This is a genomic window from Pseudomonas sp. FBCC-B35 (assembly GCF_059133755.1).
This window is the reverse complement of the sequence record NZ_CP101439.1, coordinates 3,252,421-3,273,370: the sequence shown is the minus strand read 5'-3', so window position 1 is coordinate 3,273,370 and position 20,950 is coordinate 3,252,421. Positions and strand designations below refer to the sequence as shown.

The window sequence follows — 20,950 nt, the reverse complement described above, 5'->3', positions numbered from 1 at the left end:
TCATGGCTAACGAAAACGAGATCACCTCCCCGGAAGACCAGGCGCTCGCCGATGAGTGGGCTGCTGCGCTGGAAGAAACCGGTGCGGCCGGCCAGGCCGACATCGATGCACTGCTGGGTGATACCAGCCAGAATCAGGGGCCCGGCCGCCTGCCGATGGAGGAGTTCGCCAGCTCGCCCAAGCCCAATGCCAACGTCAGCCTCGAAGGCCCGAACCTGGATGTGATTCTCGACATCCCGGTGAGCATCTCGATGGAAGTAGGTAGTACCGAAATCAACATCCGCAATCTGCTCCAACTCAACCAGGGTTCGGTGATTGAGCTCGACCGCCTGGCAGGCGAGCCCTTGGATGTGCTGGTCAATGGCACGCTGATCGCCCATGGCGAAGTGGTAGTGGTCAACGAGAAGTTCGGCATCCGCCTGACGGACGTGATCAGCCCCAGTGAACGCATCAAGAAGCTGCGTTGATGAAGGCCAGGGTGCGCGTCATCGCGGCGGTTGCTGCGGCACTGGCCAGCCAGGTGTGTCTGGCCGCCGCTACGCCTGCGGCGACGCCGGTCAACCCTCCAGGAAGCCTGGGCGGGCAGCTGGCACAAATGGTCTTTGGCCTGTTGCTGGTGGTCGGGCTGATCTTTCTGCTCGCTTGGCTGCTGCGCCGGATGCAAGGTTCGGCGGTCAAGGGCGGGCACGTGATCGACATCATCGGCAGCCGCGCCATCGGCCCGCGTGATCGGCTGCTGCTGGTGCAGGTGGGCAAGGAGCAGATCCTCATCGGTCATACACCTGGCAACATCGAAGCGTTGCACGTGCTGGCCGAGCCAGTGGATGTACCCCAGGGTGCCCGCCAGGTGACGCCTGAGTTCGCCCAGCGGCTGATGGAACTGATGGGCAAGGACCCTAAGGACAAGACCCGATGAGCGCAGCGCTGCGACTGTTGTTCACCTTGGCGCTGCTGTTGGCGGCGCCGTTGGCACTGGCGGCCGACCCGCTGTCAATCCCGGCCATCACCCTGTCCAACGGTACCGATGGGCAGCAGGAGTACTCGGTCAGCCTGCAGATCCTGTTGATCATGACGGCGCTGAGCTTCATTCCAGCGTTCGTCATCCTGATGACCAGCTTCACCCGGATCATCATCGTCTTTTCCATCCTGCGCCAGGCGCTGGGGCTGCAACAGACGCCTTCGAACCAGATACTGACCGGCATGGCGCTGTTCCTGACCCTGTTCATCATGGCGCCGGTGTTCGACCGCATCAACCAGACGGCCCTGCAGCCTTACCTGAACGAGCAGTTGACCGCCCAACAGGCCATCGACCGAGCGCAGGGCCCGCTCAAGGACTTCATGCTGGCCCAGACCCGGCAGAGCGATCTGGACTTGTTCATGCGCCTGTCCAAGCGCACCGACATCGCCAGCCCCGATCAGGTGCCGTTGAGTATCCTGGTGCCGTCCTTCGTCACCTCGGAACTCAAGACGGCCTTCCAGATCGGCTTCATGATCTTCATTCCGTTTCTGATCATCGACATGGTGGTGGCCAGCGTGCTCATGGCCATGGGCATGATGATGCTGTCGCCGCTGATCATCTCCTTGCCATTCAAGATCATGCTGTTCGTGCTGGTCGATGGCTGGGCCCTGATCATGGGCACGCTGGCCAGCAGTTTCGGTGGTGTGTGACTTTGCCTGGGAGGGCCGTGCATGACGCCTGAAGTAGCCGTCGACCTGTTCCGCGACGCCTTGTGGCTGACCACGTTGATGGTTGCCGTGCTGGTGGTTCCCAGCCTGCTGGTGGGTTTGATCGTGGCCATGTTTCAGGCCGCCACCCAGATCAACGAGCAGACCTTGAGCTTTCTGCCGCGCCTGCTGGTGATGTTGATCACACTGATCGTGGCCGGTCCGTGGTTGGTGCAGAAGTTCATGGAGTACATCACGACCCTGTACACCAACATCCCCCAGCTCATCGGTTGATGCGCGAATGCTTGAGCTGACCGACACGCAAATCGGCACCTGGGTGGCCACCTTCATCCTGCCGCTGTTCAGGGTGACGGCGGTGCTGATGACCATGCCCATCTTCGGCACGCGCATGTTGCCGGCGCGGGTGCGCTTGTACGTTGCCGTGGCGATTACCGTGGTCATCGTGCCGGCGCTCCCGCCCCTGCCGCCGTTCGATCCGTTGAGCCTCAAAGGGGCGCTGCTGTGCGCCGAGCAGATCATCGTCGGTACCATGTTCGGCTTGGGGTTGCAGTTGCTTTTCCAGGCCTTCGTGATCGCCGGGCAGATCGTGGCAGTACAGATGGGGATGGCCTTTGCATCTATGGTCGATCCTGGCAACGGGGTCAACGTCACTGTGATCAGTCAATTCATGACCATGCTGGTGAGCGTGCTGTTTCTGCTGATGAACGGTCACTTGGTGGTATTCGAGGTGTTGACCGAGAGCTTCACCACGCTACCGGTTGGCAATGCCCTGGTGGTCACGCATTTTTGGGAGTTGGTCGGGCGCATGGCGTGGGTGTTCGGCGCTGGGCTGATATTGATCCTGCCGGTGATCGCAGCGCTGCTGGTCGTCAACGTCGCCTTTGGCGTGATGACCCGTGCGGCCCCGCAACTGAATATTTTTTCCATTGGTTTCCCACTGACCTTGGTCATGGGCATGCTCATTTTCTGGATCGGCCTTGCCGATATACTGTCTCATTACCAGGCGTTGGCCAGCGAAACGTTGCTGTGGCTGCGGGATTTGGCGAGGGCCGGTTGAATGGCAGAAAGCGAGAGCGGTCAGGACAAGACAGAGGAACCCACCGAAAAGCGCAAGCGCGACGCACGGGAAAAAGGCGAAATCGCGCGTTCCAAGGAGCTCAACACGGTGGCGGTCACCCTGGCAGGTGCCGGGGGCATATTGGCTTTTGGCGGGTATCTGGCCGAGACTCTGCTGGAAATGATGCGCATGAACTTCAGCCTGACCCGAGAGATCATCGTCGATGAGCGATCCATGGGGGCGTTCTTGCTCACGTCCGGCAAAATGGCCATCTGGGCCGTGCAGCCGATTCTGATCCTGCTATTCGTGATTTCCTTCGTTGCGCCGATCGTACTGGGTGGGTTCGTATTCTCCGGCAGCTTGCTGCAACCCAAATTCAGCCGCATGAACCCACTTTCGGGCATCAAGCGCATGTTCTCCATGAATGCCTTGACCGAATTGCTCAAGGCGCTGGCCAAGTTCTTCGTGATCCTGGTAGTGGCGGTGGCGGTGCTGGCCAGCGACCGTCAAGCTCTGCTGTCGATCGCCAACGAGCCGCTGGAGCAGGCAATCATTCACAGCTTGCAGGTGGTGGGGTGGAGTGCACTGTGGATGTCGGCCGGGCTATTGCTGATCGCGGCCGCCGACGCCCCGTTCCAGCTGTGGCAGACGCACAAGAAAATGAAGATGACCAAGCAGGAAGTGCGCGACGAGTACAAGGACAGCGAGGGCAAGCCGGAGGTCAAGCAGCGTATCCGCCAGTTGCAACGCGAGGTGTCGCAACGGCGAATGATGGCGGCGGTGCCCCAGGCCGATGTGATCATCACCAACCCGACCCATTACGCCGTCGCGCTGCAGTACGATCCGGAAAACGGGAATTCGGCCCCCTTGCTGCTGGCCAAGGGCAGCGACTTCATGGCCTTGAAGATTCGCGAGATCGGCGCTGAGCACAAGATCCAGATTCTCGAATCCGCCGCCTTGGCTCGGGCGATCTACTACTCCACCGAGGTGGAGCATGAAATTCCTGCCGGCCTGTACTTGGCGGTGGCTCAGGTGTTGGCGTATGTCTTCCAGATCCGTCAGTACCACGCAGGCAAGGGTAAGCGGCCAGATCCGCTGAAGACCGACTTGCCCATTCCGCCCGATCTGCGACGCGACAGTTGACCTTGCGCCGGGGATGGCTGAAATGGCCGCCATAGGGCCAGCACAGGCAATATAAATTCTCCACCCGACAAAGTTGGAAAGCTTCTTGCAATGGCAGCGCCAGTCGCCTGACAGGCGTCAAAGTTTTGCAAGAAGAGGACTCGCGGTGGATCGCACTCAGTTAATCAGCAACGCTCGCCATAACCTGGCCGGTCTCGGGCGGGGCAACCTCGGCGTGCCGCTGTTGCTGTTGGTGATGCTGGCAATGATGATGTTGCCAATACCACCGTTTTTGCTCGACGTGTTCTTCACCTTCAACATCGCCTTGTCCATCGTGGTGCTGCTGGTCAGCGTGTACGCGCTGCGCCCGCTGGACTTCGCCGCTTTCCCCACCATCCTGCTGGTGGCGACCCTGCTGCGACTGGCCCTGAACGTGGCTTCCACCCGCGTGGTCATGCTGCACGGCCAGGAAGGGCACGGCGCCGCGGGCATGGTGATCCAGGCCTTCGGCGATGTGGTCATCGGCGGCAACTACGTGGTCGGTGCGGTGGTCTTCGCCATCCTCATGATCATCAACTTCGTGGTAGTGACCAAGGGTGCGGGGCGTATCTCGGAGGTCAGCGCACGCTTCACCCTCGATGCGATGCCGGGCAAGCAGATGGCCATCGACGCCGACCTGAACGCCGGCCTGATCGACCAGGCGCAGGCCAAGGCGCGCCGCAGCGAAGTCGCCCAGGAGGCTGAGTTCTACGGTTCGATGGACGGTGCCAGCAAGTTCGTGCGCGGTGACGCCATCGCTGGCCTGCTGATCCTGTTCATCAACCTGATCGGTGGCATGCTGATCGGCATGTTGCAGCATGGCATGAGCTTCGGTGATGCCGGCAAGGTGTATGCCCTGCTGACCATCGGTGACGGCCTGGTGGCGCAGCTGCCTTCGCTGCTGCTCTCCACCGCCGCAGCCATCATGGTCACCCGTGCCTCGGGCTCGGAGGACATGGGCAAGCTGATCAACCGCCAGATGTTCGACTCGCCCCGGGCCCTGGCTGTGTCCGGCGCCATCATGATCGTCATGGGCCTTGTGCCGGGCATGCCGCACCTGGCGTTCCTGAGCCTGGGCCTGATGGCGGGCGGCGGTGCCTACCTGGTGTGGAAAAAACAGCATAAGACCAAGGTGCTGGCCCAGCAGGAAGCGCAGCGCCAGCAAGAGCTGCTGCCGTCCCCGCAGAGGGCGGCCGAAACCAAGGAGCTGGGCTGGGACGACGTCACCCCGATCGACATGATCGGCCTCGAGGTGGGTTATCGCTTGATTCCGTTGGTCGACCGCAACCAGGGCGGGCAGCTGCTGGCGCGGATCAAGGGGGTGCGCAAGAAGCTGTCTCAGGACTTGGGCTTTCTCATGCCTACCGTGCACATCCGCGACAACCTGGACCTGCAACCCAGTGCCTATCGCCTGACGTTGATGGGGGTAATCCTGGCCGAAGCAGAGATCTACCCGGACCGCGAGCTTGCCATCAACCCAGGGCAGGTGTTCGGCAGCCTCAACGGCATTGCGGCTCGCGATCCTGCTTTTGGCCTGGAGGCGGTGTGGATCGACGTCGGTCAGCGCTCCCAGGCTCAGTCGCTTGGCTACACCGTCGTAGACGCCAGCACGGTGGTGGCCACTCACCTCAACCAGATATTGCAGAAGCATTGCCACGAGCTGATCGGTCACGAAGAAGTGCAGCAACTGTTGCAAGTCTTGTCCAAGGCGTCGCCCAAGCTGGCGGAAGAGTTGGTGCCGGGTGTCATTTCGCTGTCTGGTCTTCTCAAAGTCCTACAGGCTTTGTTGTCAGAACAGGTGCCAGTGCGCGATATTCGTAGCATTGCCGAATCCATCGCCAACAACGCGGCAAAGAGTCAAGATACCGCCGCTTTGGTCGCGGCCGTGCGCGTCGGATTGTGTCGCGCCATCGTGCAAAGCATTGTTGGCGTTGAGTCCGAGCTGCCTGTGATCACTTTGGAGCCCAGGTTGGAACAGATCTTGCTCAATAGTCTGCAGAGGGCCGGGCAAGGTCAGGAAGACGGAGTGCTTCTTGAGCCGAGCATGGCCGAAAAGCTGCAGCGTTCGCTGATCGAAGCCGCACAGCGTCAGGAGATGCAAGGCCAGCCGGCCATCCTCCTGGTTGCTGGCCCGATCCGCGCCATGCTGTCGCGTTTCGGTCGGCTGGCCGTACCGAATTTGCATGTGCTGGCGTATCAGGAAATACCGGACAACAAGCAAGTCACCATCGTTGCCACCGTGGGCCCTAATGGCTGAGGTAGTGGATAATGCAAGTTAAGCGATTCTTCGCCGCTGATATGCGTCAGGCCATGAAGCTGGTGCGCGATGAGCTGGGCGCTGATGCGGCCATCATCGGCAATCGCCGTATCGCAGGCGGGGTCGAACTGACCGCCGCGCTGGACTACAAGCTGTCCGCCCTGGCACCTCGGGTACCGAACGTCGAACTCGAAGAAGAGCTTCGCAAGACGCACACGCGCATCGCCACGGCCAAGGCCGAGCTCGATCAGCGCCCGGACAGCAGCGACAGCAATCGCCAACTGTTCGCCGGTCAATCGCTCACGGCGGCCGAGCCCTTGGTCGAGCCGCATGTCGATACCCCGCAGCCGGCCGCCACCGCAAGCAGCCAGGCCTCGGTGGACCCGCGCCTGTTCGATGCCATGCGCTCGGAGCTGTCCGGCTTGCGCGAACTGCTGGAAGTGCAGCTGGGGTCGCTGGCCTGGACCCAGCTGCAAGGTAGCAAGCCGCAGCAGGCCACGTTGTGGCGCCGGCTGCAGCGCATCGGCCTGTCTGGCCCCATTGCCCGCGAATTGCTCGAGCTGACCAAGGACATCGAGGAGCCTCGCCACGCCTGGCGTATGCTGCTGGCGCACCTGGCGCGCATGATCCGTACGCCTGACGTCGAACCGATCGAGGACGGCGGCGTGATTGCCGTCGTCGGCCCAGCCGGCATGGGCAAGACCACCACCCTGGCCAAGCTCGCGGCGCGTTATGTGCTCAAGTACGGCGCCCACAACCTGGCGCTGGTGAGCATGGACAGTTTTCGCATCGGCGCCCAGGAACAGCTCAAGACCCTGGGCCGGATCCTGAATGTGCCGGTCACCTATGTCGACCCCGGTCAGTCGTTGGCGGCGGCGCTCGAGCCGCTGCTGCGCAAACGCGTGGTGCTGATCGATACGGCCGGCCTGCAAGCCAGCGACCCGGCCTTGCGCATGCAGCTCGATACCCTGGCCGGTCGCGGTATCGCTGCGAAGAATTACCTGGTCCTGGCCACCACCAGCCAGAAGCAGGTGCTGACCGCGGCCTACCACAGCTACAAGCGCTGCGGGCTGGCCGGCTGCATCCTGACCAAACTCGACGAGTCGGCAAGCCTGGGCGATGTCCTGAGCCTTGCCATCAGTTTCCGACTGCCCGTGGCCTACCTTACCGATGGGCCGCGTATCCCGGACGATCTGCACTTGCCCCGTGGGCACCAGCTGGTCACCCGCGCGGTCAATGTGCAGCAGCAGGACGAGCCCAGCGAGGAGGCCATGGCCGACATGTTCGCTGATCTCTACCACAACCCACGGCGAGCGGGTTGAAAATGAAATGTGTGCAAGGTAGCTATGCCAAGGGGTACGCAGCATTGCCCTTCGTGTGGCATGAGTCCCAGCGAGACAAGGTAAAGAACAGACATGGGTAGCATGCATCCCGTACAGGTGATCGCCGTGACCGGTGGCAAAGGTGGCGTCGGCAAGACAAATGTTTCAGTGAATCTGTCTCTGGCGTTGGCCGAGCTGGGCCGCAGGGTCATGCTGCTCGACGCCGACCTGGGCCTGGCCAATGTCGATGTGTTGCTGGGCCTTGCGCCCAAGCGCACGCTGGCCGATGTCATCGAGGGGCGTTGCGAACTGCGCGATGTGATGCTGCAGGGCCCGGGCGGTGTGCGCATCGTCCCGGCCGCTTCGGGCACCCAGAGCATGGTGCACCTTGCGCCTGCCCAGCATGCGGGTCTGATCCAGGCGTTCAGCGAAGTCGGCGACAACCTCGATGTGCTGGTGATTGATACTGCGGCCGGCATCGGCGATTCGGTGGTCAGCTTCGTGCGCGCGGCTCAGGAAGTGCTGCTGGTGGTGTGCGATGAGCCGACCTCGATCACCGATGCCTACGCGCTGATCAAGCTGCTCAACCGCGATTACGGCATGAATCGCTTCCGGGTGCTGGCCAATATGGCCCAGAGCCCCCAGGAAGGGCGCAACCTGTTTGCCAAGCTGACCAAGGTCACCGACCGCTTCCTGGATGTGGCGCTTCAGTACGTGGGCGCCGTGCCTTACGACGAATGCGTGCGCAAGGCGGTGCAGAAACAGCGTGCCGTGTACGAGGCGTTCCCGCGCTCCAAATGCGCCTTGGCCTTCAAGGCCATTGCGCAGAAGGTCGACAGCTGGCCGCTGCCTGCCAACCCCCGTGGCCACCTGGAGTTCTTCGTCGAACGCCTGGTGCAGCCGACCAGTGCAGGTTCGATGTCATGAGCGCCAGCGGCTTCAAGATGTACAGCCGCGCCTCGAAGGACGCGCAATATGAGCTGATCGAGCGCTATGCCCCGCTGGTCAAGCGCATCGCCTATCACCTGCTTGCGCGACTGCCTGCCAACGTGCAGGTCGAGGACCTGATCCAGGCGGGCATGATCGGTCTGCTCGAGGTCGCCAACAAGTATGACGCCAGCAAGGGCGCCAGCTTCGAGACCTATGCCGGCATCCGCATTCGCGGCGCCATGCTCGACGAGGTGCGCAAAGGCGACTGGGCGCCGCGTTCGGTGCACCGCAACACCCGCATGGTCAGCGACGCCATGCGCGCGGTAGAAGCCAAAACCGGCCGCGACGCTAAAGATCATGAAGTTGCTGCCGAACTCAAGTTGAGCCTCGATGATTATTACGGGATTCTCAACGACACACTGGGCAGCCGCCTGTTCAGCTTCGACGACCTGTTGCAGGACGGCGAGCACGAAGGCTTGCATGAGGACGGCGTTAGCGGCCAGGCCGAGCCTGCCCGTGGGTTGGAGGAAGAGCGGTTCCAGGTCGCGTTGACCGAGGCCATCGCCAACCTGCCGGAGCGTGAGCGCCTGGTGCTGGCGCTGTACTACGACGAGGAACTGAACCTGAAGGAGATCGGTGAGGTCTTGGGGGTCAGCGAGTCGCGGGTCAGCCAGTTGCACAGCCAATGCGCCGCGCGCCTGCGCAGCCGCCTGGGGGAATGGCGGGCCCGTTGAGCCCGCCGCCGTCGTTGCCGTTTTCCACGTTGTACCGAATCGATTGAGTGCGCGCTCGGGGCCGAGCGCGTTTGAGACTGCTTGGAGGTCTAATTGGACAAAAACATGAAAATCCTCATCGTCGACGACTTTTCGACGATGCGGCGCATCATCAAGAACCTGCTGCGTGACCTGGGCTTCACCAACACCAGCGAAGCCGATGACGGCATGACGGCGCTGCCCATGCTCGAAAATGGCCATTACGATTTTCTGGTAACTGACTGGAACATGCCGGGCATGTCCGGTATCGACCTGCTGCGCAAAGTGCGCGCCAGCGACAAGCTCAAGAGCTTGCCGGTGTTGATGGTGACCGCGGAAGCCAAGCGCGACCAGATCATCGAGGCCGCCCAGGCAGGCGTGAATGGCTATGTGGTCAAGCCGTTCACCGCCCAGGTGCTCAAAGAAAAGATCGAGAAGATCTTCGAACGCGTCAACGGCTGAGTCACGTCAGGGGGCGCGCCATGAGTTCATCACACACGTCATTGGGCGAGTTCGAATCGACCCTCAAAAAGCATGCCCAGGAGTTGGTCGAAAGCCTGGAGCGCGGACGGTTCGGCGAGGCGGTGCAACTCATTCACGAGTTGAACCAGACCCGCGATCGGGGGCTGTACCAGGAAGTGGGCAAGCTGACCCGCGAACTGCACAGCGCCATCGTCAGTTTCCAGATCGACCCGACCATACCCCAGGCCGAAGAGGTGTCGCAGATTACCGACGCCACCGAACGCCTGTCCTATGTGGTCAAGCTCACCGAAGGGGCGGCAAACCGCACCATGGACCTGGTCGAGGAAAGCACGCCTGTGCTCAACGACCTGGCCAGCGAAGCCAAAGCGCTGAGTGCCGATTGGCAGCGCTTCATGCGCCGGGAAGTGAACGCCACGGAGTTTCGCGACCTGGCCAAGCGCGTCGACGGTTTCTTGGCGCACAGCGCCGAAGGTAACCGCAAGGTGGCTGGCCATCTCAACGACATCCTGCTGGCCCAGGATTACCAGGACCTGACCGGGCAGGTGATCAAGCGCGTCACGGCGTTGGTGACCGAAGTGGAAAGCAACCTGCTGAAACTGGTGATGATGGCCAGCCAGGTCGACCGCTTTGCAGGCATCCAGCATGACCAGGATCAGTTGCGCGCAGAAAAAGATCGAGAAAAACATCCGACTCGGGGTGAAGGTCCGCAGATTCATGCCGATAAGCGTGAAGACGTCGTGTCCGGTCAGGACGATGTCGATGATCTGCTATCCAGCCTGGGTTTTTAAGGAGCACCTTTGATGAGCTTCGGCGCCGATGAAGAAATCCTTCAGGATTTCCTGGTAGAAGCCGGTGAAATACTTGAGCAATTGTCCGAGCAGCTGGTCGAGCTTGAAAGCCGCCCTGACGATGCCGACTTGCTCAATGCAATTTTTCGCGGTTTCCACACTGTAAAAGGGGGCGCCGGCTTCCTCCAGCTCAATGAGCTGGTGGAGTGCTGCCATATCGCCGAGAACGTGTTCGACGTGCTGCGCAAAGGTGAGCGCCGGGTCGATGCAGAACTGATGGATGTGGTGCTCGAAGCACTGGATGCCGTCAACGGCATGTTCGCCCAGGTGCGTGAGCGCAGCGAGGTCACACCGGCCACGCCCGAACTGCTGGCAGCCCTGGCGCGTCTGGCAGAGCCCGGCAGCGCCGAAGCGGCCCCGGCACCGGCTGTGCCCGTGCCGGTTGAACCTGCGCCCGTGCAGCAGGCTGCGCAAGCTACCGAAGCTGACATCACCGACAGCGAGTTCGAGCAACTGCTCGATTCGCTCGACGCAGTCAAAGCCCAGGCGGCGGCCGAGCAGATGCCTGCCGAGCCGGTCAGCGGCCAGGGTGACGACATCACCGATGCCGAATTCGAGTCGCTGCTCGACCAGTTGCATGGCAAGGGCCAGTTCAGTGCCGAAGTGACGGCCCAGCCGGTGGCTGCCGCTGCCGAGCCGGCCAGCGATGAAATTACCGACGCCGAGTTCGAGTCGCTGCTGGATCAGTTGCATGGTAAAGGCACGTTCCAGGCCGATGCCTTGCCCGCAGCCAAGGCGGCGGCGCCTGTCGAGCAAACATCTGCCATCCCTGGCGACGACATCAGTGAGCACGAGTTCGAGGCGTTGCTGGACCAGCTGCATGGCAAGGGCAAGTTCAATGGCGACGTGGCTGCCGTCGATGCACCTGCCAGTGTTCAGGCCGCAGCCCCAGCCAGGGCCGAGGCGCCGGCGATCGCCCGTCCTGCTGGCGCGGCGGCACCGGTTGCAGCGCCCAAGCCTGCCGCAGCCCCGCGGGCGCCAGCGGCGAGTGCCGACAAGCACGCGGTCAGCGAAGCGGAAACGACCGTCAGGGTCGATACCGCGCGCCTGGACGAGATCATGAACATGGTCGGCGAACTGGTGCTGGTGCGTAACCGTCTGGTACGCCTGGGCCTGAACAGCGGCGATGAAGCCATGTCCAAGGCCGTGTCGAACCTCGACGTGGTCACCGCCGACTTGCAGACGGCGGTGATGAAGACGCGCATGCAGCCGATCAAGAAAGTGTTCGGCCGCTTCCCGCGCCTGGTGCGTGACCTGGCGCGGCAGTTGAAGAAAGAGATCAACCTTGAACTGGTGGGCGAAGAAACCGACCTGGACAAGAACTTGGTCGAGGCGCTGGCCGACCCGCTGGTGCACTTGGTGCGCAACGCCGTGGACCATGGGGTGGAAATGCCCGATGAGCGCGAGGCCGCGGGCAAGGCGCGCACGGGGCGCGTCGTATTGTCTGCCGAGCAGGAAGGCGACCATATCCTGCTGTCGATTTCCGACGACGGCAAAGGCATGGACCCGAACGTACTGCGTGCCAAGGCCGTGGAAAAGGGCCTGATGGACAAGGACGCCGCCGACCGCCTGAGTGAGTCGGACTGCTACAACCTGATCTTCGCCCCGGGCTTTTCCACCAAGACCGAGATTTCCGACGTCTCCGGGCGGGGCGTGGGCATGGACGTGGTCAAGACCAAGATCTCCCAGCTCAACGGCTCGATCAACATCTACTCGGCCAAGGGGCAGGGCTCGAAGATCGTCATCAAGGTCCCGTTGACCCTGGCGATCATGCCCACCCTGATGGTGATGCTGGGCAACCAGGCGTTCGCCTTCCCGCTGGTCAACGTCAACGAGATCTTCCACCTGGACCTGTCGCGCACCAACGTGGTCGATGGCCAGGAAGTGGTGATCGTGCGGGACAAGGCGTTACCGCTGTTCTACCTCAAGCGCTGGCTGGTCCAGGGCCAGGTGCATGAAGAACAACACGAAGGTCACGTGGTGATCCTGTCGGTCGGCACCCAGCGCATCGGCTTTGTCGTCGATCAACTGGTGGGCCAGGAAGAAGTGGTAATCAAGCCTCTGGGCAAGATGTTGCAAGGCACTCCGGGGATGTCCGGGGCCACCATCACCGGCGACGGTCGCATTGCGCTGATTCTCGACGTCCCGAGCATGCTCAAGCGTTACGCCGCGCGGCGTATTTGATCTCGGTGGCGCCCCCTTGGCCGGGGGCGCCGCCTAACGGAGTGTTTATGGCAGTCAAGGTCCTGGTGGTGGATGATTCCGGTTTCTTCCGCCGCCGTGTCTCGGAAATCCTCTCGGGGGACTCGACGATCCAGGTAGTGGGCACTGCAACCAACGGCAAGGAAGCGATCGACCAGGCGCTTGCGCTCAAGCCCGATGTGATCACCATGGACTACGAGATGCCCATGATGGATGGCATCACGGCGGTGCGGCACATCATGCAAAGGTGCCCGACACCTGTGCTGATGTTCTCATCGCTCACTCATGAAGGCGCTCGGGTCACGCTCGATGCGCTCGATGCCGGGGCGGTGGACTACCTGCCGAAGAATTTCGAAGACATCTCGCGCAACCCCGAGAAGGTCAAGCAGATGCTGTGCGAGAAGGTGCATACCCTGTCGCGAAGCAATCGCCGCATGGCCAGTTACGTCCGCCCGGCGGTCGCGCCCGCTGCCGCCCCCGCGCCGACGCCCACAACAGCAACCAGCGCTGCAGCGCCGGCACCGGTGCGCAGCACCGCTGCCCCCGTCAGGCCGGCGGCTGCCCATTCGCCTGCGCCCAAGCGCAAGCCTTACAAGCTCGTTGCTATCGGCACCTCGACCGGGGGACCGGTGGCCTTGCAGCGCGTGCTCACGCAATTGCCAGGCAATTTCCCGGCGCCGATCGTGCTCATCCAGCACATGCCGGCAGCCTTCACCAAGGCCTTTGCAGAGCGCCTGGACAAGCTGTGCCGGATCAGCGTCAAGGAAGCCGAAGATGGCGACATCCTGCGCCCCGGGCTGGCGCTGTTGGCCCCCGGTGGCAAACAGATGATGATCGATGGCCGTGGAACCGTGAAGATTCTGCCCGGTGACGAGCGGCTCAACTACAAGCCCTGCGTGGACATTACCTTTGGCTCGGCAGCCAAGTCCTATGGCGACAAGGTGTTGTCCGTGGTACTGACGGGCATGGGCGCGGACGGCCGGGAAGGGGCGCGCCTGCTCAAGCAGGGTGGCAGCACGGTGTGGGCACAGGATGAAGCCAGCTGCGTGATTTATGGCATGCCCATGGCGATCGTCAAGGCCAACCTGGCCGATGCGGTGTACAGCCTCGACGATATTGGCCGGCACCTGGTGGAGGCGTGCGTCTGATGGACGTGCTCAGCCTGATTGGCCTGATCCTGGCTTTTGTCGCCATCGTGGGCGGTAACTTCCTCGAAGGCGGCCATGTGGGCGCCCTGATCAATGGGCCGGCAGCGCTGATCGTATTGGGCGGTACCCTGGCGGCAGCCTTGCTGCAATCGCCGCTCTCCTCGTTCAAGCGGGCCTTGCAGATCCTGCGCTGGATCCTGTTTCCACCGCGCGTCGATCTGCCGGGTGGGGTCGATCGCGTGGTGAACTGGAGCCTCACGGCGCGCAAGGAAGGCCTGCTCGGGCTGGAAGGGGTAGCCGATGGCGAGCCTGACCCTTACGCGCGCAAGGGCTTGCAGTTGCTGGTCGACGGCGCCGAGCCCGAAGCCATTCGCAGTATCCTCGAAGTGGATTTCCTGACCCAGGAGGGCCGTGACCTGCAGGCTGCCAAAGTCTTCGAGAGCATGGGCGGGTACGCTCCGACCATCGGAATCATCGGCGCGGTGATGGGGCTGATTCACGTCATGGGCAACCTGGCCGACCCGGCGCAACTGGGCAACGGCATCGCCGTTGCCTTCGTGGCGACCATCTACGGGGTCGCCAGCGCCAACCTGATCCTGTTACCCATCGCCAACAAGCTCAAGGCGCTGGTGCTGCGCCAGTCGCGTTACCGGGAAATGCTCCTCGAAGGCCTGCTGTCCATTGCCGAAGGCGAGAACCCGCGCTCGATCGAGCTGAAGCTGCAAGGCTTCATGGAGTAGCCCATGCGTCGTCGCCGTCATGCCGAGGAGCCGGAAAACCACGAACGCTGGCTGGTATCCTACGCCGACTTCATCACCTTGCTGTTCGCCTTTTTCGTGGTGATGTATTCGATTTCCTCGGTCAACGAGGGCAAGTACAAGGTGGTGTCCCAAGCCTTGTTGGGCGTGTTCAACGACCCTGAGCGCAGCATGAGGCCCATTCCCATCGGGGATGAGCGCCCGCTGACCGTGCGACCTGCCCAGCCCTTGGTCAAGGACAGCGAGCAGTCTGACGCTGGCCTGACGGCCGCCAGCAACGACCCGCTCAAGACCATCGCCGATGAAGTGCGCGACGCCTTTGGTGACCTCATCAAGGGTGATCAGATGACGATCCGGGGTAACGAGCTGTGGATCGAGATCGAGCTCAATTCCTCGTTGCTGTTCGGCAGTGGCGATGCCATGCCCAGTGACAATGCATTCGCCATCATCGACAAGGTGGCGGCCATTCTCAAGCCTTTCGCCAACCCGGTTCACGTCGAAGGCTTCACCGATAACCAGCCTATCCGTACGGCGCAATACCCGACCAATTGGGAGCTTTCCTCGGCCCGTGCCGCCAGTATCGTCAGGCTGTTGGCCATGGGCGGCGTGAACCCTGGGCGTATGGCCTCGGTGGGCTACGGCGAGTATCAGCCCGTGACGGGCAATGATACCCCCGAGGGCCGGGCCCGTAACCGGCGCGTGGTACTGGTGATATCCCGCAACCTTGAGGTGCGCCGCAGCCTGACCAGTACCGGTGCTGCCAATGCCACGCCTGATGCTGCACTGCGCCGGGCTGGCACACAAAGTGCACCGGCAAGCTCAGCAGCGGTGGCAGGCCAGTGACTCGTCAATTCTCTGTCGCCCCATTGGCGGATGTCCATGCACGGCGCCTGACCGACAGCCATCCACGCCTTTCATTTTCCAGCAAGGCAGCGGGCACACCACGCGCCCTGCCTCACCCACGGACAGAGTTTGCCTGATGAGAGTCTGGGCAGTAGCCAATCAAAAAGGTGGCGTCGGCAAGACCACCACCACCATCGCCCTGGCTGGCCTTCTGGCCGACGCCGGCAAGCGTGTAATCGTCGTCGATCTTGATCCGCATGGGTCGATGACCAGCTATTTCGGGCATAATCCCGATGCGCTGGAGCACAGCAGCTACGACCTGTTCCTGCACAAGGGCAGCGTTCCGGACGGGCTGCCGGGGCAGTTGCTGTTGCCAACCAGTGACGAGCGCATTTCATTGCTTCCCTCTAGCACTGCCCTTGCTGTGCTGGAGCGTCAATCGCCCGGTCAGAACGGTTTGGGGCTGGTCATCGCCAAGAGTCTGGCGCAGTTGTGGCAAGACTTCGACTTCGCATTGATCGACAGCCCCCCTTTGCTAGGGGTGTTGATGGTCAATGCGCTGGCGGCCAGCCAGCAACTGGTCATCCCGGTGCAGACCGAGTTCCTGGCCGTCAAGGGACTTGAGCGCATGGTTGGCACCCTTGCCATGATCAACCGCTCCCGGCGCCAGGCGCTGCCTTACCAGATCGTGCCGACGTTGTTCGACCGACGTACCCAGGCGTCCCTGGGAACGCTCAAGTTGCTGCGCGATGCCTACGGCGAACAGGTATGGCAGGGCTACATTCCCGTGGACACGCGGCTGCGCGATGCTAGCCGCAAGGGCGTCACGCCGTCGCAATTCGACAACAAGAGCCGAGGGCTGGTGGCCTATCGGGCGCTGCTCAAGCACTTGTTGACCTACAAGCCCGCGGCGCAGGTGGCCTGATGACACAAACACGGCAAGTGAGCAGCAAGCCCCAGTTGGCCCTGCAGTCCTATCTTGACGGTCTGCTCCAGGAAGCCACCGAGCCCTTGGAGACGCCGCCACCGCCAGGCGCGGCAGATGACTTCGCCCTGGCGGTGCGCCAGGAGCAGGCCCGCGATGCGCGTCAGCCTGGCCAGGCCACGCAGGCACAACCGGCGCCGCCCGCACCTGAGCGGCCGTTCGCCGAGCCCAGGCTTGCGGTGTTGCCTAGCGTCATACCTGTGCAGCCGCCCGTGGTGGCGGTGGTGGAACAGGCAGTGGTGGCCGAGGCCAGCATCCCGGTCTTGACTGATACCCCGGCTGTGGAGCCGGCAATGCCCCTGGTGGACGTCCACCTGCCTGCACCGGACGTGCCCGTACCGCCGGCCACCGTCGATGGGCGCCCGGCCTGGGCTGCCGAGCCGTTCGAGTGCCTGCTGTTCGATGTGGCCGGCCTGACCCTGGCCGTGCCGCTGGTGTGCCTGGGTTCGATCTACACCTTGGCCGACCGCGAGCTGACGCCGCTGTTCGGGCAGCCCGAGTGGTTCCTGGGCATCCTCACCTGCCAGGCTGGCAACCTCAAGGTGCTCGACACCGCGCGCTGGGTCATGCCTGACCGCTACCGCGATGATTTCCGCCAAGGCCTGCAATACGTCATTTCTGTCCAGGGCTACGAGTGGGGGCTGGCTGTGCATCAGGTCAGCCGCTCGCTGCGCCTGGACCCGTCCGAGATCAAGTGGCGTAGCCAGCGGGGCCAGCGGCCGTGGCTGGCCGGCACGGTCATTGAACACATGTGTGCACTGCTGGACGTGGCGGAGCTGGCCGAGTTGATCGCCAGCGGCGCCGTCAAGCAGTTGCACGCCAAACAGCACATCACACCGAACACACCGCCAAAGGCGGATTTCAAGGGGTAGGGGAATGAAAAAGTCGTCCGCACAAGGTTCTGAAGATCCGATCCTGCAGTGGGTTACCTTCCGTCTGGACAACGAGTCCTACGGCATCAACGTGATGCAGGTACAAGAAGTGCTGCGCTACACGGAAATCGCCCCGGTGCCGGGTGCGCCCAGCTATGTGCTGGGTATCATCAACCTGCGCGGCAACGTGGTGACCGTGATCGACACGCGCCAGCGCTTCGGGCTGATGCCAACCGAGGTCACCGACAACACTCGCATCGTCATCATCGAAGCTGACAAGCAAGTGGTCGGCATTCTGGTCGATAGCGTCGCCGAGGTGGTGTACCTGCGCCAGTCCGAGATCGAAACCGCGCCCAACGTCGGCAACGAAGAATCGGCCAAGTTCATCCAGGGCGTGTGCAACAAGAATGGCGAATTGCTGATTCTGGTCGAGCTGGACAAGATGATGACCGAGGAAGAGTGGTCGGAACTGGAGAACATCTGACTTGATTTTCGAGGTCGGCGTCATCTTACTGGCCCTGCTGTGGGCCTTGAGCCTGTGGTTCTTCCTGAACTACACCAAGCGTCAGCGCGAGCTGGCTGCGCAGCAGGCCATTGGCGATGCCTTGCGCGACCAGCGTATCAAGGACCTCGGCAAGCGGCTCGATGACTACCAGAACGTCACCGTGCGCATGGGCGACGCCATCCATGAGCTGCGCGGTGCGGTGGCCACGCTGCCCGACCGGCTGGAACGGCTGGAGCAGCGTGACCCGAGCAGCGTCACCTTCACCCAGGCTGCACGGCTGGTCGGCATGGGCGCTAGCGTGTCGGAACTCACCGAAACCTGCGGCCTGACCCAGGCCGAGGCCGAGCTGATGAGCAAGCTGCATCGCAACGACTGAACATCAGGGCGGCGCAAGTCGCCCTGTGCGTTTCAAGGTTTGCCCCACGAATGGTAGTTGCCCACTTGTGCAACATTGCCCAGTGCCAAGTCGTGGGTAATCGCCGCCTTTACCGCCTGCGTCTTGCCAATGGTCAGAAACAGCGGTTTGGTCTGTGGCAATGTGTGCAGGTTGGTGAGTTGGCGCAAGCGGTAGAGCCGGGGTAAGTGCTGATCGATCACATCATTGAGCACTGCGGGGCCCGTCAAGTGATTCAGGCGTCTGGCATACGCCTTGAAACCGGCAGTGCCGGTGATGGGCCTGTGCTGATAAAAGTCTGGCATGGCCTGGTAGCGTTCGCGCATGAGATCGCTGATCGCCTGCAGGTTGGGGTTTGAAGGATGAGTGCCAATCATGTTGGTGTTGTAGTGGCAGTGCATGCCGAGCGTATCGTTGTTTGTAGGGTCACCCAGGATGAAACCGTCCTGTGTCGTGGCCAGTTCGACGGTTTCAATAGCAGCGCGAGTAGGGTCCTGCGGTGCCTCGGGATGGGGTAGCAGCGAATCGTCGACATCCATGTAGATGCCCCCCAAACTGTCGAGCATTGAATAGCGCAAGATGTCCGATGCCGAAGCGTAATTGGCCCCAGGATCGCTGGTGGCATGCTGGTATTGCTCGAAGTTCACGCTTTCAGTGAAGTGCGCATAGAACGGCTGCTCCTCCAAAGGCAGCACTTCAAGCCTGGGCGCGCGTTCATTGAGCAGTTGCCGATTGGCTTCAAAGGCCTGGGGTTCTGCCTTGGACAAGTACAGGCGGTAAGTGTAATTGCTGTTGCTCAGGCGCTCTGCGTTGGCGGCCAAGTTGTCTACAAGCTCAGGCGCGATGATCTTGTTGCCTACCCATAGGCTGGAAATGGTTTTGGGAATAGGCTGAGCCGCCGAGTGGTCGACGGCAGGGATATCGAGCGGTAATGGCAGATCAATACCAAGGCCCCTGAGCGTTGCCGAGCGCATTTCGTCGGTAACCGGGCGCGTCGTGATATCCACTGGGGTAAGGCCACGACGGCCCGGGGTCACCTGGTAATAGGTTGGGTCCACATCGTTGACTGCATCATCGACGATGAAAGCATCGTGTTCACTGTCGTACAGCACGTTTGCGTTGTAACCGCCGATTTCCCCTTGCAGCTGCGCGGGTCCCTGCTCACTGACAGGTATTCGGATGATGGAGCGCGCGACCGGGCTATCGTCAGCCGGCACGGGCTGCAGCGCATCGCCGAAGAAATCACCGATCTCCGGCTCGGAAAAATGCGGTGGGTTTATCGGGCTCAGCGGGTAGCCCAATTGGTCGTTCAAACGGATGGGCGTGAAGAAGCGCGAGCGTTGTGCGCAGAACACTTCTGTTGCGCGCGTCGTGGCCTCGCCAACCAGGGGGAGGGCGTTGAACAGTCCGTAAACCGTGTTGCTGACGCCCTGCGCTTTGTCCTCCAGTGTCTTGCCATTGATGGCCTGATCCAGGCCCAAGCCAAACTGAGCGGCGCCTGCCAACGCAAGCATAGGTGCCAGGGCAGGAATCACGATCGCCAGTGGTGCCAGTAAATTGATCGAGGTGAGCACATAGCCTCGCCATTTTGCCTTGGTCACGGCTTGGTCACTGGTGATGATGAAGTCCGCATCGGCGTAACTGCGCACGCGCTGACGCTCAGTAAGCACGGCAAACAAGTCATCCTTGATCGACGGGCTGTACTGTTTGGTCTTGTAGTAGACGTATTGCCGCGGCGGCCACTGACCATCGGTTGTGAAACCGGAACGATTGGGCGATCGATGATAAACGGCAGGATAGGCGCCTAACCCCTCGAGCGCCGTATCCAAGCCGCTGAAGTCCAGCCCGTCTGGCGTATCGGCTAGCCGGAAATATCGGCGCAGTGCCTCACGCTTCTCTGCAACGCGGCACTGGTCACCAAACCAGTCTTTCATGCTGTCCAGGCTTGCGAACTCATGGAAAGGCGAGGCATTACCTGGAAGGTACAGCACCACCCCGCGCCTGTGCTGGTCAGCGATTGCGATCAGGTCGGTGGCTGTGTAGCCATAGACATTGAGCGCCCGGATTCTGAGACTGGTAGCGCGAGGCGCCAGGCCTGCTGCTTCCCAGAGCATCTGGCGCGCCGTGTCGCTGAGCGAGCCCTCTTGCACTTGCTTGTTGCAAGCCGCTACGAAGCCGATTTGCAGGCATTGCTGGTGGCTGTCACGGGCGTTGTGCCAGTAATCGTCGAGCATGGCGACGAAACGGGTGTGAAAATCCAGCTCCCAGATGGCGTGCTGCATGGCTTCGACGTCGATGGGCAGGTGGGTCGAGCTGTCGTAGCGTGCGGGTTGGGTTCTGCGGAACAGCCCATTGAAGACCGAATAGGCAGGTCTGTTGTCCAGCACGCTATTCTCGGGCAGGCGGTTGACGATTTTGAACGGGCGCGATGGCATGTGACCTGCCCACTCGCCAGGAAGCAGCTGCCCCAACAGATTCTTGCAGGTTTCCCCCTGCCAGTTCGACAGCACTGCCTGGGTCAGCGAAAGCCGTTGCATCACGACGGCCTCATCGCCCCGGTAGTGCAAGGTGACGACATCCGTCTGATCCGGATCCAGGTCATGGCCTTGCCGCTGAGCCCACTCGCGTATAGCAGCGGCGGCCTGGCGATCTGGGCGCGGTATGTTGCGCAGGTGATTACGCACGTACCGTTGGCCGACTGAGTTGACGAAGGTAGTAGCCATGGTTATCGACTCATGTAGTGGATA

Annotated in this window: 21 protein-coding genes; 20 read left to right on the top strand and 1 reads right to left on the bottom strand. The window is 61.9% G+C overall.

The window, feature by feature from the left end:
- The first annotated feature begins 2 nt into the window (after positions 1-2).
- The 20 genes from fliN to NMB38_RS14675 all read left to right on the top strand — a co-directional run bounded on the left by fliN (position 3) and on the right by NMB38_RS14675 (position 18,185).
- Positions 3-467: a flagellar motor switch protein FliN gene (fliN, locus tag NMB38_RS14770; RefSeq protein ID WP_023533974.1), complete on the top strand. Its 465-nt coding sequence runs from the start codon at positions 3-5 to the stop codon at positions 465-467.
- A complete protein-coding gene (gene fliO / locus NMB38_RS14765; protein WP_027915955.1) occupies positions 467-916 on the top strand; it encodes a flagellar biosynthetic protein FliO in 450 nt (149 codons plus the stop codon). Before fliN ends, fliO begins: the two co-directional genes overlap by 1 nt.
- Positions 913-1,668 carry a flagellar type III secretion system pore protein FliP gene (gene fliP / locus NMB38_RS14760; protein WP_023533994.1) on the top strand — a complete coding sequence of 252 codons (756 nt, stop codon included), beginning with the start codon at positions 913-915 and terminating at the stop codon, positions 1,666-1,668. The genes fliO and fliP overlap by 4 nt, the downstream gene beginning before the upstream one ends.
- A gap of 21 nt (positions 1,669-1,689) precedes the next feature.
- Positions 1,690-1,959: a flagellar biosynthesis protein FliQ gene (gene fliQ, locus NMB38_RS14755; protein WP_023533926.1), complete on the top strand. Its 270-nt coding sequence runs from the start codon at positions 1,690-1,692 to the stop codon at positions 1,957-1,959.
- A gap of 7 nt (positions 1,960-1,966) precedes the next feature.
- Entirely contained in the window at positions 1,967-2,743 is a 777-nt protein-coding gene (fliR, locus tag NMB38_RS14750; RefSeq protein WP_027915956.1) for a flagellar biosynthetic protein FliR, read from the top strand.
- On the top strand, positions 2,744-3,886 hold the full coding sequence (gene flhB, locus NMB38_RS14745) for a flagellar biosynthesis protein FlhB (protein WP_027915957.1): 1,143 nt from the start codon (positions 2,744-2,746) through the stop codon (positions 3,884-3,886).
- Between the two features lie 145 nt (positions 3,887-4,031).
- The gene (gene flhA, locus NMB38_RS14740; RefSeq protein WP_027915958.1) at positions 4,032-6,161 is read left to right on the top strand and encodes a flagellar biosynthesis protein FlhA; all 2,130 of its coding nucleotides are present in this window, start codon (positions 4,032-4,034) and stop codon (positions 6,159-6,161) included.
- Positions 6,162-6,172: 11 nt separating this feature from the next.
- Complete coding sequence (flhF, locus tag NMB38_RS14735; RefSeq protein WP_027915959.1) at positions 6,173-7,483, top strand: flagellar biosynthesis GTPase FlhF; 1,311 nt, start codon at positions 6,173-6,175, stop codon at positions 7,481-7,483.
- Between the two features lie 93 nt (positions 7,484-7,576).
- On the top strand, positions 7,577-8,410 hold the full coding sequence (gene fleN / locus NMB38_RS14730; RefSeq protein WP_023533996.1) for a flagellar synthesis regulator FleN: 834 nt from the start codon (positions 7,577-7,579) through the stop codon (positions 8,408-8,410).
- Positions 8,407-9,147, top strand: coding sequence for an RNA polymerase sigma factor FliA (gene fliA / locus NMB38_RS14725; protein ID WP_023533945.1), 741 nt, complete (start codon positions 8,407-8,409; stop codon positions 9,145-9,147). The genes fleN and fliA overlap by 4 nt, the downstream gene beginning before the upstream one ends.
- A gap of 105 nt (positions 9,148-9,252) precedes the next feature.
- Positions 9,253-9,627 carry a chemotaxis response regulator CheY gene (locus tag NMB38_RS14720; RefSeq protein ID WP_161780420.1) on the top strand — a complete coding sequence of 125 codons (375 nt, stop codon included), beginning with the start codon at positions 9,253-9,255 and terminating at the stop codon, positions 9,625-9,627.
- A 20-nt stretch (positions 9,628-9,647) separates the two neighbouring features.
- Positions 9,648-10,436 carry a protein phosphatase CheZ gene (locus tag NMB38_RS14715; RefSeq protein WP_023533920.1) on the top strand — a complete coding sequence of 263 codons (789 nt, stop codon included), beginning with the start codon at positions 9,648-9,650 and terminating at the stop codon, positions 10,434-10,436.
- Positions 10,437-10,448: 12 nt separating this feature from the next.
- Positions 10,449-12,680 carry a chemotaxis protein CheA gene (locus NMB38_RS14710; RefSeq protein WP_027915961.1) on the top strand — a complete coding sequence of 744 codons (2,232 nt, stop codon included), beginning with the start codon at positions 10,449-10,451 and terminating at the stop codon, positions 12,678-12,680.
- A gap of 47 nt (positions 12,681-12,727) precedes the next feature.
- Complete coding sequence (locus NMB38_RS14705) at positions 12,728-13,846, top strand: protein-glutamate methylesterase/protein-glutamine glutaminase (RefSeq protein WP_132578754.1); 1,119 nt, start codon at positions 12,728-12,730, stop codon at positions 13,844-13,846.
- Complete coding sequence (locus NMB38_RS14700) at positions 13,846-14,586, top strand: flagellar motor protein (RefSeq protein ID WP_027915963.1); 741 nt, start codon at positions 13,846-13,848, stop codon at positions 14,584-14,586. The genes NMB38_RS14705 and NMB38_RS14700 overlap by 1 nt, the downstream gene beginning before the upstream one ends.
- A 3-nt stretch (positions 14,587-14,589) precedes the next feature.
- Positions 14,590-15,447, top strand: coding sequence for a flagellar motor protein MotD (motD, locus tag NMB38_RS14695; protein ID WP_028687986.1), 858 nt, complete (start codon positions 14,590-14,592; stop codon positions 15,445-15,447).
- A gap of 136 nt (positions 15,448-15,583) precedes the next feature.
- A complete protein-coding gene (locus NMB38_RS14690; protein WP_027915965.1) occupies positions 15,584-16,372 on the top strand; it encodes a ParA family protein in 789 nt (262 codons plus the stop codon).
- Entirely contained in the window at positions 16,372-17,304 is a 933-nt protein-coding gene (locus NMB38_RS14685) for a CheW domain-containing protein (RefSeq protein WP_027915966.1), read from the top strand. Before NMB38_RS14690 ends, NMB38_RS14685 begins: the two co-directional genes overlap by 1 nt.
- Positions 17,305-17,308: 4 nt before the next feature.
- A complete protein-coding gene (locus NMB38_RS14680) occupies positions 17,309-17,788 on the top strand; it encodes a chemotaxis protein CheW (RefSeq protein ID WP_003254393.1) in 480 nt (159 codons plus the stop codon).
- Between the two features lies 1 nt (position 17,789).
- Positions 17,790-18,185 (top strand): DUF2802 domain-containing protein, encoded by a 396-nt coding sequence (locus NMB38_RS14675; RefSeq protein WP_023533917.1) that lies wholly within the window; start codon positions 17,790-17,792, stop codon positions 18,183-18,185.
- Positions 18,186-18,217: 32 nt separating this feature from the next.
- On the opposite strand, the gene NMB38_RS14670 is transcribed toward NMB38_RS14675, so the two are convergent.
- Positions 18,218-20,926 carry a dermonecrotic toxin domain-containing protein gene (locus NMB38_RS14670; protein ID WP_132578753.1) on the bottom strand — a complete coding sequence of 903 codons (2,709 nt, stop codon included), beginning with the start codon at positions 20,924-20,926 and terminating at the stop codon, positions 18,218-18,220.
- Positions 20,927-20,950: the final 24 nt, after the last annotated feature.

Excerpts from the sequence above, each read along its gene's own strand:
- NMB38_RS14715 (WP_023533920.1), top strand. The coding sequence starts at position 9,648 with ATGAGTTCATCACACACGTCATTGGGCGAGTTCGAATCGACCCTCAAA.
- fleN (WP_023533996.1), top strand. The coding sequence starts at position 7,577 with ATGGGTAGCATGCATCCCGTACAGGTGATCGCCGTGACCGGTGGCAAA.
- NMB38_RS14670 (WP_132578753.1), bottom strand. The coding sequence starts at position 20,926 with ATGGCTACTACCTTCGTCAACTCAGTCGGCCAACGGTACGTGCGTAAT.
- NMB38_RS14720 (WP_161780420.1), top strand. The coding sequence starts at position 9,253 with ATGAAAATCCTCATCGTCGACGACTTTTCGACGATGCGGCGCATCATC.
- fliA (WP_023533945.1), top strand. The coding sequence starts at position 8,407 with ATGAGCGCCAGCGGCTTCAAGATGTACAGCCGCGCCTCGAAGGACGCG.
- fliR (WP_027915956.1), top strand. The coding sequence starts at position 1,967 with ATGCTTGAGCTGACCGACACGCAAATCGGCACCTGGGTGGCCACCTTC.
- motD (WP_028687986.1), top strand. The coding sequence starts at position 14,590 with ATGCGTCGTCGCCGTCATGCCGAGGAGCCGGAAAACCACGAACGCTGG.
- flhF (WP_027915959.1), top strand. The coding sequence starts at position 6,173 with ATGCAAGTTAAGCGATTCTTCGCCGCTGATATGCGTCAGGCCATGAAG.
- NMB38_RS14680 (WP_003254393.1), top strand. The coding sequence starts at position 17,309 with ATGAAAAAGTCGTCCGCACAAGGTTCTGAAGATCCGATCCTGCAGTGG.
- fliP (WP_023533994.1), top strand. The coding sequence starts at position 913 with ATGAGCGCAGCGCTGCGACTGTTGTTCACCTTGGCGCTGCTGTTGGCG.
- NMB38_RS14710 (WP_027915961.1), top strand. The coding sequence starts at position 10,449 with ATGAGCTTCGGCGCCGATGAAGAAATCCTTCAGGATTTCCTGGTAGAA.
- NMB38_RS14705 (WP_132578754.1), top strand. The coding sequence starts at position 12,728 with ATGGCAGTCAAGGTCCTGGTGGTGGATGATTCCGGTTTCTTCCGCCGC.
- NMB38_RS14700 (WP_027915963.1), top strand. The coding sequence starts at position 13,846 with ATGGACGTGCTCAGCCTGATTGGCCTGATCCTGGCTTTTGTCGCCATC.
- NMB38_RS14690 (WP_027915965.1), top strand. The coding sequence starts at position 15,584 with ATGAGAGTCTGGGCAGTAGCCAATCAAAAAGGTGGCGTCGGCAAGACC.
- fliO (WP_027915955.1), top strand. The coding sequence starts at position 467 with ATGAAGGCCAGGGTGCGCGTCATCGCGGCGGTTGCTGCGGCACTGGCC.
- fliN (WP_023533974.1), top strand. The coding sequence starts at position 3 with ATGGCTAACGAAAACGAGATCACCTCCCCGGAAGACCAGGCGCTCGCC.
- fliQ (WP_023533926.1), top strand. The coding sequence starts at position 1,690 with ATGACGCCTGAAGTAGCCGTCGACCTGTTCCGCGACGCCTTGTGGCTG.
- NMB38_RS14685 (WP_027915966.1), top strand. The coding sequence starts at position 16,372 with ATGACACAAACACGGCAAGTGAGCAGCAAGCCCCAGTTGGCCCTGCAG.
- flhB (WP_027915957.1), top strand. The coding sequence starts at position 2,744 with ATGGCAGAAAGCGAGAGCGGTCAGGACAAGACAGAGGAACCCACCGAA.